This window comes from Microbacterium testaceum StLB037 (genome assembly GCF_900104345.1).
Taxonomy (GTDB): domain Bacteria; phylum Actinomycetota; class Actinomycetes; order Actinomycetales; family Microbacteriaceae; genus Microbacterium; species Microbacterium testaceum_A.
Map to the genome: position 1 here is coordinate 242,048 of NZ_FNJN01000005.1, position 13,649 is coordinate 255,696.

Annotated in this window: 16 protein-coding genes; 9 read left to right on the plus strand and 7 right to left on the minus strand. The window is 70.7% G+C overall.

Features of this window, described 5'->3' with window-relative positions; genetic code table 11:
- Window positions 1-53: 53 nt before the first annotated feature.
- From BLS25_RS12520 to BLS25_RS12550, 7 genes are all read right to left on the minus strand, one after another.
- Window positions 54-1,286 (minus strand): pyridoxal-phosphate-dependent aminotransferase family protein, encoded by a 1,233-nt coding sequence (locus BLS25_RS12520; RefSeq protein ID WP_074696179.1) that lies wholly within the window; start codon window positions 1,284-1,286, stop codon window positions 54-56.
- Window positions 1,287-1,611: 325 nt separating this feature from the next.
- Window positions 1,612-3,288 (minus strand): AtzH-like domain-containing protein, encoded by a 1,677-nt coding sequence (locus BLS25_RS12525; protein ID WP_081349822.1) that lies wholly within the window; start codon window positions 3,286-3,288, stop codon window positions 1,612-1,614.
- A complete protein-coding gene (locus BLS25_RS12530) occupies window positions 3,285-3,482 on the minus strand; it encodes a hypothetical protein (protein ID WP_074696181.1) in 198 nt (65 codons plus the stop codon). The genes BLS25_RS12525 and BLS25_RS12530 overlap by 4 nt, the downstream gene beginning before the upstream one ends.
- Window positions 3,479-4,708, minus strand: coding sequence for an acetamidase/formamidase family protein (locus BLS25_RS12535; protein WP_081349823.1), 1,230 nt, complete (start codon window positions 4,706-4,708; stop codon window positions 3,479-3,481). The genes BLS25_RS12530 and BLS25_RS12535 overlap by 4 nt, the downstream gene beginning before the upstream one ends.
- 2 nt (window positions 4,709-4,710) lie before the next feature.
- The gene (gene allB / locus BLS25_RS12540) at window positions 4,711-6,045 is read right to left on the minus strand and encodes an allantoinase AllB (RefSeq protein WP_074696183.1); all 1,335 of its coding nucleotides are present in this window, start codon (window positions 6,043-6,045) and stop codon (window positions 4,711-4,713) included.
- Window positions 6,046-6,095: 50 nt separating this feature from the next.
- Window positions 6,096-6,929, minus strand: coding sequence for an aspartate/glutamate racemase family protein (locus BLS25_RS12545; protein ID WP_081349824.1), 834 nt, complete (start codon window positions 6,927-6,929; stop codon window positions 6,096-6,098).
- Window positions 6,926-8,581 carry an NCS1 family nucleobase:cation symporter-1 gene (locus tag BLS25_RS12550; RefSeq protein ID WP_074696185.1) on the minus strand — a complete coding sequence of 552 codons (1,656 nt, stop codon included), beginning with the start codon at window positions 8,579-8,581 and terminating at the stop codon, window positions 6,926-6,928. The genes BLS25_RS12545 and BLS25_RS12550 overlap by 4 nt, the downstream gene beginning before the upstream one ends.
- A 159-nt stretch (window positions 8,582-8,740) precedes the next feature.
- Between BLS25_RS12550 and BLS25_RS12555 the strand changes: the two genes are divergently transcribed.
- From BLS25_RS12555 to BLS25_RS12595, 9 genes are all read left to right on the plus strand, one after another.
- Window positions 8,741-9,352 carry a helix-turn-helix domain-containing protein gene (locus BLS25_RS12555; RefSeq protein ID WP_056225550.1) on the plus strand — a complete coding sequence of 204 codons (612 nt, stop codon included), beginning with the start codon at window positions 8,741-8,743 and terminating at the stop codon, window positions 9,350-9,352.
- A 173-nt stretch (window positions 9,353-9,525) separates the two neighbouring features.
- Window positions 9,526-10,053 (plus strand): 2-oxo-4-hydroxy-4-carboxy-5-ureidoimidazoline decarboxylase, encoded by a 528-nt coding sequence (uraD, locus tag BLS25_RS12560; protein WP_074696187.1) that lies wholly within the window; start codon window positions 9,526-9,528, stop codon window positions 10,051-10,053.
- Entirely contained in the window at window positions 10,050-10,370 is a 321-nt protein-coding gene (uraH, locus tag BLS25_RS12565) for a hydroxyisourate hydrolase (RefSeq protein WP_074696189.1), read from the plus strand. Before uraD ends, uraH begins: the two co-directional genes overlap by 4 nt.
- An 8-nt stretch (window positions 10,371-10,378) precedes the next feature.
- Entirely contained in the window at window positions 10,379-11,563 is a 1,185-nt protein-coding gene (gene hpxO / locus BLS25_RS12570; protein WP_074696191.1) for an FAD-dependent urate hydroxylase HpxO, read from the plus strand.
- 157 nt (window positions 11,564-11,720) lie between these two features.
- Window positions 11,721-12,002 (plus strand): WXG100 family type VII secretion target, encoded by a 282-nt coding sequence (locus tag BLS25_RS12575; protein ID WP_074696193.1) that lies wholly within the window; start codon window positions 11,721-11,723, stop codon window positions 12,000-12,002.
- A complete protein-coding gene (locus BLS25_RS12580; protein ID WP_074696195.1) occupies window positions 11,999-12,367 on the plus strand; it encodes a hypothetical protein in 369 nt (122 codons plus the stop codon). The genes BLS25_RS12575 and BLS25_RS12580 overlap by 4 nt, the downstream gene beginning before the upstream one ends.
- A 101-nt stretch (window positions 12,368-12,468) precedes the next feature.
- Window positions 12,469-12,852 carry a hypothetical protein gene (locus BLS25_RS12585; protein WP_143017946.1) on the plus strand — a complete coding sequence of 128 codons (384 nt, stop codon included), beginning with the start codon at window positions 12,469-12,471 and terminating at the stop codon, window positions 12,850-12,852.
- Window positions 12,849-13,139: a WXG100 family type VII secretion target gene (locus BLS25_RS12590; RefSeq protein ID WP_074696197.1), complete on the plus strand. Its 291-nt coding sequence runs from the start codon at window positions 12,849-12,851 to the stop codon at window positions 13,137-13,139. Before BLS25_RS12585 ends, BLS25_RS12590 begins: the two co-directional genes overlap by 4 nt.
- 159 nt (window positions 13,140-13,298) lie before the next feature.
- Window positions 13,299-13,649, plus strand: coding sequence for a carboxymuconolactone decarboxylase family protein (locus BLS25_RS12595; RefSeq protein ID WP_056225526.1), 351 nt, complete (start codon window positions 13,299-13,301; stop codon window positions 13,647-13,649).

Consider the following 13,649-nt stretch of genomic DNA (forward strand, 5'->3'; position numbering starts at 1 on the left):
CCCGCCGCAACCCGTCGCGGGATCGCTCACGCCGATCTCGGCCCCGGTCGCCCTCACGCCCTCGCCCCCGCGTACACGCCCTGCGCGGCCTCGACCCCGCCGCCGGACGCGACCGCGGCACCGTGGCGGCGCAGCACCGCCTCGAGGGCGGCGAGGGTGGTGAGCACGGCATCTTTCCGCGCGTTGTAGCCCATCGTGCCGATCCGCCAGACGCGGCCGTGCAGGGGTCCGAACGACGTGCCGATCTCGATGCCGAAATTGCTCAGCAGCTCGCTGCGCACGGCGTCGCCCACGACGGCATCCGGGATCTCCACCGCCACCACGTTCGTCATCTTGTGCGCGACGTCGCCGAACACGGTCAGGCCGAGGCCCTCGACCCCCGCGAGCATCGCGTCGCCGTGCAGCTGGTGACGCGCGATGACCTCGTCGCGCCCCTCGAGCAGCAGCACTCGGGCGCACTCGCGCGCGCCGTAGAGCATGGTCGTCGCCTCGGTGTGGTGGTTGAGGCGGCGCGGCCCCCAGTAGTCGAGGATCATCGCGAGGTCGAAGTAATTCGAGCGGATGAAGTCGGATGCCGAGGCGTCGCCCTCTTCGCGGATGCCGGCCTCGACGCGGGCGCGCGAGCGCACCACCTCGACGGCGCGGTCCGAGAGGCTCAGCGGCGCGGATCCCGACGGCCCGCCGAGGCATTTCTGCAGGCCGGCGGTCGCGGCATCCAGACCCCAGGCGTCCATCTCGAAGGGGTTGCCGCCGAGCGAGGCGGTGGCGTCGGTGTAGAACAGGGCGCCGTGCGCGCGGCAGATCTCGCCGATCTCCTCCAGCGGCTGGAGCATCGTGGTCGAGGTGTCGCCCTGCACGCACGCGACGAGGTGCGGCTTCACCCGCTCGATCGCCTCGCGGATCGCCGACACCGGGAACACCTGCCCCCACGGCACCTCGATCGTGTGCACCTCGGCGAGCGCGCGCTCGGCGATCTCGGCCAGCAGGTGCCCGAAGCGGCCGAACACGGGGACGAGCACCCGATCGCCCGGGCGGATCAGCGAGACCATCGCGGCCTCGATGCCCGCGCGCGAGGTGCCGTCGATGAGCAGGGTCGCGTCGTTCTCGGTGCCCCAGACCTGCCGGTACAGCTCTTGTGTCTCGGTCATTGTCGCCGTCATGAACGGGTCGTACTGGCCGACCAGCGGGGCGCCCATCGCGCGCAACACGCTCGGGTAGGCCGAGATGGGGCCGGGGCCCATCAGCAGGCGCGCGGGCGGGTCGATCGGGCCGGGGAGGTGGGACATCAGGACTCCGTGGTGCGGGGGCGGGACTTCGGGCGGGCTGGAGGACACGGTGCGGGCGGCGGAGTGGGCCGAACTCCTGAAAGACCGGCGGCGACAGCCCCCGGCACCGGTGTCGCGGCGCGACGGCGCCGAGGTTTCAGGAGTTTCGCTCGGGACGGGTTGCCGAGGGGCGCGGATGGGCGGCGCCGGCCGCGGGGCCACCCACGGCCTGCTGCGGGCCGAACTCCTGAAGAACCAGCGGCGGCCGCCGACCCGGGGAGGGCCGTCGCCGTCGCGGGGGAGAAAGTCAGGAGTTTCGCACGGCCCGACGACGGGACGACGCGACTCACCGGGCGACCCCCGCCCGGGCGAGTGAGGCGAAACGCCGAGCCAGGCGGACGAGGGCGATGTCGGTGCCGGCGCGCGAGACGAGGCAGACGCCGACCGGGGCGCCCCCGACGCGCAGCAGCGGAATCGACACGGCGGGGAGCCCTGCCGCGGCGGCCGGCGCGGTCATACGCAGAGTCGCGGCGCGAACCGCGTCGACGTCAGCAGTGCGCAGTGGCGCGGGTCCGGGCACGGTCGGGAACACCATCACGGCCCCGTCGACGACCTCGGCGAGATGGGCGGCGATCGGCTCGAGCTCGGCGCGCGCGGCGGCCTCGTCGCTCGCGGTGATCTGCGACGCGATGCGGAAGCGCTCGGCCACGGCCGGCCCCACGGCGCCGGGGTGCGCGCGCAGCCACTCGCCGTCGTTGCGCCACGCCTCGGCGCCCTGCACGGTGCGGAAGGCCGAGAACGTCGCATCCAGATCGCCCGTGTGCACCGCGCGGAACGAGGGAGGATCGTCGGATGCCGCGAGGGCGGCGAGCAGTCGGCTGAACGCCTCACGGGTCGCCGGCTCCACGCAGCCGAGGATCTCTTCGGGGACGACGAAGCGCCAGGGCAGGTCGTCGGCCGAGGCCCCGAGCGCGTTCTCGGTGGACGTCGAGCCGTCGTAGCTCAGGCACCAATCCGCGACCCGTTGCAGGGTCTCGCCGTCGCGCGTGAGCCAGCCGATCGTGTCGAACGACTGCGCGAGCGGCAGCATGCCCTGCCGCGGTACGAGGTCGTGGGTCGTGCGCAGGCCCCAGAGTCCTTGGTACGACGCAGGCACGCGGATGGAACCGGCGGTGTCGGTGGCGAGGCCGATGTCGGCGTGGCCGAGGGCGACGGCGGAGGCGGGTCCGCTCGATGATCCGCCGGGGAGGGCACCCACCACCGCGCCGTTGGGCGGGGTGCCGTAGTGCACGTTGTCGCCGGCGATCGAGTAGGCGAACTCGTCGGTCCGCGCGATGCCGCGCAGCGACGCTCCTGCGCGCAGCAGGTCGGCGACGGCCGGGGCCGTGGCCTTCTCGGGCCGCGCCTCTTCGAGGTAGGTCGGGATGCCCGCGCCGATGCGGAACCCGGCGATCGCGAAGAGGTCCTTCACGGCGACGGTGAGCCCTGCCAGCGGCCCCTCCCACGATCCCTGGAGGAAGGGGTCGCCGACGCTGCGCCAGATGGTGCGATCGAGTGCCGGAGTGCGGGGCGTGACGTGCGCGGCGGTGATGAGCCACCGGCCGTCGAAGCGCTGCCACACCTGGGTCTGGAGGCCCCGGCCTCCGCCGACGAACTGCGACACCGACATGAGCAGGGCGCTGTCGGGACCGAGCGGGCGGTAGTGGATCTCGGCGATCTCGCGCGGGGGCACTCCCCCGCGCAGGGCCCGGAACCCGCTGATCGCGTCGTGCCCGACGAGCAGTCCCGCGGTGTCGCCGCGCAGGGTGTCGGGTCCGGGTGCGAAGAAGTCGTCGAGCGCGTCGAGGTCGTTCGCCACGATCGCCCGCTCGTACGCGTCGAAGGCCGCGCGCAGGTCGGCGGGGATCGCCGGGGCGCCGGTGGGCGAGGCGGGCTCGGGCGTCGCGGGCACGGTCACGGCGGGCTCGGGCGTCGCGGGCACGGGCGTGTCCGTCTCGTTCGCCGCCGTCGTGGCATCCGTCATGATCTCCGCCCCTCTCCGCGCCGCGCTGAGTGTCCGAACCACCCGGACGATCCGAACGATCGTCCGGGCGTTCTGGACGCTCGACGGGGAGGGGCGGCCGCGTCTGCGGCGAAGCCCGACGCGAAGTCGGCGTCGAAGGGCAGGGCATCGGCCGCCTCGGCGCGGGCCAGGGCGGCGGCGAGGACGGGGCTCATGCGGCGTCTCTTTCTTCGTGCGTCGCCGAACCGTCAACGGGCTCGGGTTCCGCGGCAGCATCGGGGGCGGATGCCAGCGCCACCGGCTCCACGGCTGCGACCCCCGCGAAGTCGGCCTCGCGGATGCGCGCGTGCACCCCCGAGACGATGTCGACGACCTGCGAGATGTCGAAGTCCGTCGCGGCGGATAGATAGGCGTAAGCGAGGTGCTCGTCCATGCCCCAGCGCCCGTTCAGCAGCGCCAGCGACGAGCGCACGCACGCGCGCATCGCGGCGTCGAGGTCGGGGTCCATCCCGGTCGGGACGAGGTGGTCGGGGGTGCGCACGAGCGGCCCGGTCACCTCGCCGAACGCTGCGCGGGCGGCATCCGCGGGGATCACCTCGAAGCGCAGGGTGGCGCGCAGCGAGGCCTCGAGAGCGGTGAGCGCCACCTCGCCGTCGCCCTGTGCGAAGTGCGGGTCGCCGACGTAGGCCAGCGCCCCCTCGACCTGCACGGGGAGGAAGAGCGTCGTCCCCTCGACGAGCAGGTTGATGTCGATGTTGCCGCCGTGCACCCCCGGCGGCACCGAGTGCGGGCGCTCCTCCCCCGCGACGGCGACGCCCATCGTGCCGAGGAACGGCGCGAGCGGGAACGACACCACGGGATCACCGCCCTCGACCACGGGCAGAGTGCCGTGCAGGATGCCGTCGCGCTCGACGACGGCCGAGAACACGCTGACGTTGTGCTCGCCCCGCGGAAGTTCGCCGACCAGGGCGCCCTTGCCGTGGCGGTTCGAGATCACGCCGTACGGCACGCGCGGCACGAGGGTCTCGACCGTGATCTTGAGCAGGTCGCCGGGGTGCGCTCCGCGCACGTGCACGGGTCCGACGACCACGTGGGGGCCGTCGGCGAAGGGGTCTCGGGGGGCGGATGCCGCGATCTCGACCGCATCGTCGAGCACCTGCTCGGCGGGCACGCCGTGGCCCGCGAAGAACGCGCGCGGATCCTTGCCCTGGTCGTCGAGGATGCCCTCGTGACTCACGGTGTCGAACGTGACGCTCTCGCCCGAGGAGATCTCGAGCACGGGGGTGTCGGCCGCGCACGGGAGGCGCCCCCACAGGACGGTGTCGAGGGTCGCGGCGACGTAGCGATCCCCGGGGATCGGCCCGGCGTGGGGCTGCAGGATCGGGAACGGGCGGGTGCCGGCTCCTTCGACAGGCTCAGGAACCTCGACGGGCTCGACCACGCTCACGCCTCCACCACCGCTGTCGCGCGCAGCAGCTCTCGGCCCTCGCGCTCGGTGACCGGGGCTCCGCGTCGGTAGACGGATTCTCCGCGGAGCCACGTCTCACGGACGACGCCGGTGAGCGTCTGCCCGTGCCACGGAGATACGGGATTGCGGTACTCGAGCGCCGCGGCATCCACCGTGAACTGCTCGTCGGGGGCGAAGGCCACCAGGTGCGCGGGAGCCCCCACCTCGATCACACCCAGCCCCTCGAGACCCGCGACGCGAGCGGGGCCGGTCGTCATCAGGGGCAGCAACGACTCGAACGCGAGCCCCCTCCCTCGGGCCGTGGAGTGGATCGCCGAAAGACCGGTCTGCAGTCCCGCGATTCCGCCCCACGCGAGACCGAAGTCGGGGTTGCCCTTCAGCTCGACGGTGGCGGGCGAGTGGTCGCTGACGATCGCATCGATCGTGCTGTCGATGACCCCGGCCCACAGCAGGTCGCTGTTGTCTCCCCCGCGGATCGGCGGGCAGCACTTGAACGCCCCGGCGCCATCGGGCACGGCCGCGGCGTCGAGGGTGAGGTAGTGGGGGCACGTCTCGACCGTGAGGCGCACACCCTCGGCCTTGGCGGTGCGCACCGCATCCAGCGCTCCCCCGTCGGACACGTGGACGATGTGCGCCCGAGCGCCCGTGCGGCGAGCGGCGTCGATGACCCGTTCGATCGCGGCACGCTCGCTCAGCGGCGGACGACTGGCCTCGAAGTCGCGATAGCGCGGGCCGAGCGCGCCGTCGGCGTGCAGATGGGCCGGATCTTCGGCATGGACGATGAGCAGTCCGTCGAACGCCGCGAGCTCGGCGAGGCATCGCTCCAGCTGCTCGGCGTCGAGGTGGCCGAACTCGTCGATCCCGCTCGGCGACAGGAAGCACTTGAACCCCACGACTCCGGCGTCGGCGAGCTCTCGCAGCGATCCGAGGTTCTCGGGAACCGCGCCACCCCAGTAGGCGACGTCGACGGCGAGCTTTCCCACGGCGGCCCGGCGCTTGGCATCCAGAGCCTCGACGCTCGTCGTGACCGGGAGGCTGTTCAGCGGCATGTCGACGACGGTCGTCACGCCCCCCGCGGCCGCCGCGGCCGTGCCCGTGGCGAAGCCCTCCCACTCGGTGCGGCCGGGCTCGTCGAGGTGCACGTGCGAATCCACGAGGCCCGGAAGCAGCACCGCGTCGGCGGGGAGCACCGTGTCGGCCGAGGCGTCGAACGGCTCGAGCGCGGCGATCACCCCCTCCTCGATGACGACCGTGGCGGGAGCGAAGGCCCCGTCGACGAAGACGCGGCGAGCGGCGATCCGGGTGGTCATGGCGTCACGGTAGGACGCTCGCGTTTCGCGAATGTAACCGTCATCAACATTCATGCGAACACCTCGGCGCCGCGAGTTACGTCGTCGCGGTGTGGGGCGGATTCCGTCGTTCGGGGCGCGCGATTTCCGCCCCGAGTGACGGGATCCGCCCCGAACCCGGGATGACCGGCGGCCGCACCCGCGAACTCGCGCGGAGGCCGCGCGTACTCGTCGCGTTTGCTCGTGCCCAGGCCCATGCGCACCATTCCGGATGCCATGCCCACCCCGGCCGCGACCCCGTCGACGACCGGCACCCCGACGCGTGCCGTGAGCTCGGCGCACAGGTCGGCCATGCCCGCGCAGCCGAGCACGATGACGTCCGCGCCGGACGCCGCGGCATCCGCGCTGAGTTCGGCGATGGTGGTGACGGCGGCGGATGCCGTGTCCTCGAGGTCGAGCACCGGAATGCCCGTCGCCGCGAGCGACACGCAGGCCCGCTCCATGCCGTACCGCGCGACGAGATCGTGCGCGCGCCCGAGCGTCCGGCTGAGCGTCGTGACGACCCCGAAGTGCCGCCCCGACACCGCCGCCAGGTGCATCGCCGCCTCGGCGATCCCGACCACGGGCACCTCGACCAGCTCACGGGCCGCGTCGAGCCCCGGGTCGCCGAAGCACGCGATCACGTAGGCGTCCGCGGGGTCGGAGCCGTCGCGGTCGGCGTCGATCAACTCGACCACGGCCGCGGCGGCCGCGATCTCGTCGACGTGGCTCTCGATCGCGGCAGCACCGGCGGAAGGGCACGCGGCGTCGATGACGACGTCGGGCCCCGCCACCTCCCGGGCGGCGTCCGCGATCTTCGCGGTCATCGCCCGGGAGGTGTTGGGGTTGATGAGCAGGATCCTCACGCGAGCGCCTCGCGCGGGGGTGCGGCCGCGGTCTCGGCATCCCGAGCTTTCTGGGCGAGCACGGGAACCTCTTCGACGACCGGGGCCTCGGCGACCGCGTCGACCGTGCCGTCGGAGATGCCCTCGGTCTCACCGTCGAAGGTCGGGACGCGGGGATCGAGCCGCTCGAAGAGCAGGAAGAGCACGTAGCCCAGACCGCATCCGATGAACCAGCTGTAGTCGCTGACCCACGAGACGTTGAACAGCCCCAGGTCGGCGAAGAGCTTCGGGAACACGGCGATCAGCACGGTGGGAACCCCCGCGGCGATGACGGCCTTGACCGCGTTCGGGTTGAAACCGTTGCGGTACCAGTAAGGCCCGGCGGCATCCATCGTGAACATCGCATCGACCTTCACGCGCTGGCGGGCCGCGATGTAGTAGCCGGCGATCAGGATGCCGAAGAGCGGGCCGATCAGCGCACCCAGCACGCCCAGCGAGTAGTGGATGGCGTCGCTGTTGGAGTACCAGTTCCAGGGCATGAGGAAGGTGGAGCCGACGGCGGCGATCATGCCGCCCGCGCGCCACGAGATCTTCTTCGGGGCGACGTTGGAGAAGTCGAACGCGGGCGAGATGAAGTTCGCGACGATGTTGATGCCGACGGTGGCCGTGACGAAGGTGAGCCCGCCCAGCAGGATCGCGAAGGGCGTGTCGATCTGCTCGACCGTCTTGATGGGGTCGGTGATGAGCGAGCCGAACACCGGGACGGTGGCCGACGCGGTGATGACGGTCAGCAGCGAGAAGAAGACGAAGTTGATCGGCAGGCCCCAGAGGTTGCCCTTCTTCACCGCGGCGAAGCTCTTGCCGTAGCGGGCGAAGTCGCCGAAGTTCAGCATCGGGCCCGAGAAGTACGACACGACCAGGGCGATCGCGGCGAACATCACCGGGATCGAGGCCCAGAAGTCGAGCTGCACCGTCGACAGGGTGAACGAGATGTTCTGGATGCCGGCCTGCGACACGAGGTACACGGCGAGCACGATCATGACGAGGTAGACGGCGGGGCCGGCCCAGTCGATGAAGCGGCGGATGACCTCCATGCCGTTCCAGAAGAGCAGGAACTGCGCGGTCCACAGGATCGCGTACGAGATCCAGCCGAGTGCCGAGAGGCCGGCGAAAGACACGTCGAGCAGAGCCGCGGAACCCGGGATGAACTTGAGGAACACGATGTTCAGCGACTCGGCCGCGAGGAAGGTCTGCACCCCGTACCAGGCGATCGCGATGAGCCCGCGGATGATCGCGGGGATGTTCGCACCCCGGATGCCGAAGACCACGCGGTTGATGACGGGGAAGGGCACGCCCGTCTTCTGGCTTGGCTTGGCGACCATGTTGGCGAAGACCTGCACGATGACGATGCCGGCGATCAGCGCCACGAGCACCTGCCACGACTGCAGGCCCAGGGCGAAGAGCGAGCCGGCCGTGACGTAGCCGCCGACGGAGTGCACGTCGCTCATCCAGAACGCGAAGATGTTGTAGCTCGACCACTTCTGCTTCCGCAGGGGAGCCAGGTCTTCGTTGGCGAGACGGTCGTCGTAGTGGGGCTTCATGTTGCCGCCCCCGTGGGGGTGGCCGGCGGCCTCCACGAGATCGTGGGGACCGGTGAGCGGGGTGGAAGTCATGTCATTCCTCTCAGGACGATGGATGCCACGACGTGGAGTCCGCGGCCGGAGTGGAGTTCTGATGTGAAGTTATGGGTTCACACAACGCCGCTGGTTTCGCTCGTGTAACGAGCGTGTGAAGTCGCTCCTTCACGCTTTCCGCCTCCCTAGACTCGGGACATGTCGCAGCCGCCCGTCGCCGAAGCCACCGCCGTCGAGCCGGGGTCGGTCGGGGTCGGGGCGCGGATCCGCGACCTGCGCCAGGCGCGCGGCATCTCCGCCCGGGCGCTCGCGAAATCGCTCGGCATCTCCCCCAGCGCCGTGTCGCAGATCGAGCGCGGAGTGATGCAGCCGAGCGTCTCGCGCCTGATCGCCATCACCGACGCCCTGGGCGTCCCGCTCGTGGCGGCCTTCGACCCGGCATCCGACCGTCCGATCGAACCGGTCGGGCCCTCGGGCTTCACGCTGCAGCGCGCCGGGCAATCGCCCGACATCGTGCTCGACAGCGGGGTGTCGTTCCGCCGACTCACCCCCGGCACCTCTCCCGGCGTCGATTACTTCGAGTCGATCTACCCGCCCGGGGCCTCGGCCCACGGCGCCGACGGGCTGTTCCACCACGAGGGCTACGAGGTCGGCACGGTCGTCGCGGGCGAGCTCACGATCGACTTCGAGGCCGAGCGGGTGATCCTGCGGGCGGGAGACGCGATCAGCTACCCCTGCTCGGTGCCCCACCGCCTGCACAACACGGGCGAGGCGGATGCCGTCGCGCACTGGCTGATCGTGCACGCCTGACGCGGGCGCCAGAGTTCGGGGCGCCGGACGTGCACCGGGGCGGTCCTCGGACACCCCACTGCTCGCAGCGCGCCCCACTGCGCGTCACCCCTCCCCCCAGAATGTTCCCCACAGCAACACCGCCGACACATCCCGCCACAGCGCCGTAACGCGGTCGGCCTAGCGTGACCTGCATGCACCTGTCCGACTTCCATGCCCTCGACGACGCGGATGCCACGGCCGTCGCCCGCGTATGGGCCGACGTCCCCGGCTGGGTCAACGCGGTCGTCGCCGGCCGGCCCTACGCAGACGTCGACGCCCTCGCCGCGTACGCGGGAGACCTCGCCTCGGCCTGGTCTCCGGGCGACCTCGAGGCCGCCCTGCACGCGCACCCGCGCATCGGGGCGAAGGTGGCGGGCGACGGCGCCGAGGCCACGGCATCCCGTCGCGAGCAGGGATCGATGGCCTCCGCCGCGGACGACGACGTGGCGGCCATCGCCGCCGGCAACGCCGCCTACGAGGAGCGGTTCGGACGCGTCTTCCTCATCCGCGCGGCGGGGCGCACGCCCGGCGAGATGCGCGCGGAGCTCGAACGGCGCCTGTCGAACGACCCCGACAGCGAGACCATCGAGGCCACCCGCCAGCTCGCCGAGATCGCGCTGCTGCGCCTGCGCACGACCTTCGCCGACGACGCTCCCGCCGAACCGGAGGCCGCGGAATGACGCACCTCACCACCCACGTCCTGGATGCCACGGCCGGCGCGCCCGCGGCCGGGGTCGCCGTGACGCTCTCGCACCTCGATGGCGCGACCATCGACTCCGCCGCCACCGATGCCGACGGGCGGCTCTCACTCGGACCCGACGTCCTCGCCGACGGCGACTACGCCCTGACGTTCGCGACGGGCGCCTACTTCCGCTCGCGCGGTATCGCGTCGTTCCACCCGGTCGCGACGATCGCGTTCACGGTCAGCGGCGAGGCGCACCTGCACGTGCCGCTGCTGCTGAGCCCCTTCGCCTATTCGACCTACCGCGGCAGCTGAGGAGCGACATGAAGGTCATCGTCATTGGCGCGGGAGTCGGCGGCACCTCCGCCGCCCTGGCCCTGCAGAAGCTCGGGCACGAGGTCGTCGTGTACGACCGGATGCGCGAGAACCGACCGGTCGGTGCGGCCCTGTCGCTGTGGTCGAACGGGGTCAAGGTCCTCAACTGGCTCGGCCTCGGCCCGCAGGTCGCCGCGCTCGGCGGCCGCATGGACGACATGGCCTATTACGACGGCCACACCGGCGACGAGCTCTGCCGCTTCAGCCTCGCCCCCGTCACCGAGCAGACCGGCCAGCGCCCCTACCCCGTCGCGCGGGCCGACCTGCAGCAGCTGATGATGGATGCCGTCGGCCCCACGAACATCCACCTCGGCAAGCAGCTCACCGGTGTCGCGGAGTCCGACGGCGTCGTGACCGCCACCTTCGCCGACGGATCCACCGACACCGCCGACCTGCTGATCGGAGCCGACGGCGCCCGGTCGCTCGTGCGGGAATACGTCACCGAGCCCACCGGCATCCGTCCCGAACGCTCCTACTCGGGATACGTCAACTACAACGGCCTGGTGGCTGCCGACGAGCGGATCGGCCCGCTCGATCAGTGGACCACCTACGTCGGCGACGGCAAGCGCTGCGCCGTCATGCCCGTCGCGGGCAACCGTTTCTACTTCTTCGTCGACGTGCCCGGACCATCGGGAGTGGTCGAGGACCGCATGGCGGCTCTCGAGCACGCGTTCGGATCGTGGGGCGCTCCCGGAGTGCGCGCCCTGCTCGACGGCATCGATCCCGACGAGTCGCTGAACCGCGTCGAGATCTGGGACATCGATCCCTTCGACACCTGGGTGCGGGGGCGCGTGGCGATCCTGGGCGATGCGGCGCACAACACCGCCCCCGACATCGGTCAGGGCGCGTGCTCGGCGCTCGAGGACAGCTTCGCGCTGGGCATCGTCTTCGCGACCTCGACCCTCGGCGTCGAGGACTCGTTGAAGCGCTACGAGCGCATCCGCACCGAGCGAGCGGGCGACCTGGTGCTGCGCGCCCGCAAGCGCGCGCACGAGACGCACGCGTTCGACGTCGCCGCGACCCAGGCCTGGTACGACGGCCTGCGCCGCGAGGACGGGACGGGCGTGATCCGCGGCATCGTCGGCAACATCGAGGGCAGCCCGGTCGAGCTGGGCGCGAGCGTGCTGCGCTGACGGCCGCCGGGGCCGCGCTGCCGTTCCGATGGCGGGCCTGGGATGAGGCCGCCCCGGGCGGGAGGGGGGGGGTGCATTTCACCCGGGTGAATTTCGGAACGAAGAGTCGAAGCACGCCCCCTGACGGCGCTACCCTCATCGGCGAGAGGGAGCTCTCGTGTCGAAATTCTCCGTCGATCCCGAGTCGCTGCGAACGACCGCCGCACGCCTCGAGGGCGTGCGCGACTCCGCTGGCGCGTTCATGGAGACGTGTCCGGCAGACGTGGGCCACGCCGACGTGGCACGGTCGGTCTCGCGTCTTGCGGTGGACACGGCGGATTCGTGGAAAAGCGCGGTCGAAGATCTCGCTCATCTCGTCGAGCGGCTCCGACAGAGCGCCGATCTCTACGAAAGGACGGATCGAGATGTCGTCGTGCCCGGCGGGGCGGTCCCGAAGTGAGTGAACTCGGGCAGACGTCCGACCCCGTCGACCTCATCCCCGGATCGGTGAGCGGTCTCGATGAGTTCGTGTGGCAGTGGCGTGAAGTCGAAGAGGAACTAAAGGTGCCGGTGGAGCGCCAGAGGGCTCGGTCTTCGATCGAGGGCTCCACCCAGCAACGCTACTTCGACGGATATGTGAAAAACGACGACGGCACTTATACCGCCATCGAGGTGAAGAGTGGAACGGGTTACGAGAAATACATGAAGAACGCAGAGAACCAGAAATCGTTCGACGATTCCATCTCCCCCGAGAACCCAGCAACCGTTACGATTAGGGGGCAGAAGATGACAATCACCGACGTGCTGATATCGGTTGTACCATGACGGCAAATAGGCACTATTACACGGTCGATGGTTCTCGTTCGACTGAGCTCAAGCCGCGAGTACGACCGGCCCGAGAGTTGCTGGAAAATTTGCTCACCCTCATGCAACCCGGCAAACGGTCCACCCTGATGCTCGCGCCAATTCCCGAGGCTAAGAACTTCGTCGACTACCTCCGTGAGGGCGGAGGCCCGGTCTTCCTGCAATGCGCCGGCACTTCCGACGCGATGACGATCGAGTGGCACAAGTACGACGACGACGGCCAGGACCGGCACTACATCGTTGGCCACGGCGGCGACCACTCCGGAGAGCCCTCCGTCGACATCCCCTTCTTCGACGGCACACGCAAGGCCACCGTGTACCCCGACGAGGTCTTCGCACTCGACGAAGCGACCGACATCTTCTTCCACTACTACGAGACCGGTGAGATCCCGTCCGGCTACGAGCTGCGCTGGTACGACCTCACCTGGCCGAAACCACAGCCATGACCATCCGATTCGATGGCGACCGCCATGCCCAACTCGTCGAGGTGCTTCGCGACGCGACCGAGTCCATCGGACGTCACCTCGAGAATCTCGACGCAATTGTCGCGGCGGGAAGAGACGAGTGGACCGGGGACGCGAGGACGGCGTACGACACCGCCCATCGACAATGGTCGCAAGCGCTCGAGCGCATGAATGCGAACCTGGACGATGCCGCGTCGGGTATGGACGCGGCGCGCTCGGCGTTTGCGACCGCGGAAGCCTTAGTTACTCGCCTCTGGGTACGAGCATGACGACCGTGCGGGCTGCCCTCCCCGTCCGTCACCTCGGCGAAACCGCCACCCTGAGCGCGACGGTATGTCACCGTGTGACGCACCCCCGCCTGCCCCGGCGACGCAGCGTGGCACCGTGGAGGCGACGCATCCGCACCGCTCACGCCGCCGGGAGGCACCATGTCCGAGTACTTCGACCGCACAGCCGACAAGACCTTCACGAAGGTCTACAAGGCCGAGACACCCGACATCCTCGCCGCGTTCGCCGCGTTCGACCAGGCCGTGTTCGCCCCCGAGGGGCGCGCGATCCCGCTGAAGTACCGCGAGCTCATCGCCCTGGCCGTCGGCATCACGACCCAGTGCGTGTACTGCATCGACGGGCACTCGCAGAACGCCGTCAAGGCCGGTGCCACCGAAGCCGAGCTCGCCGAGGCCGCCTGGGTCGCGACCGCGATCCGCGCGGGCGGCGGCTACGCGCACGGACGTCTCGCGTTCAAGCTCGCCGACGACGCCCGCCCCCACGAGCACTGA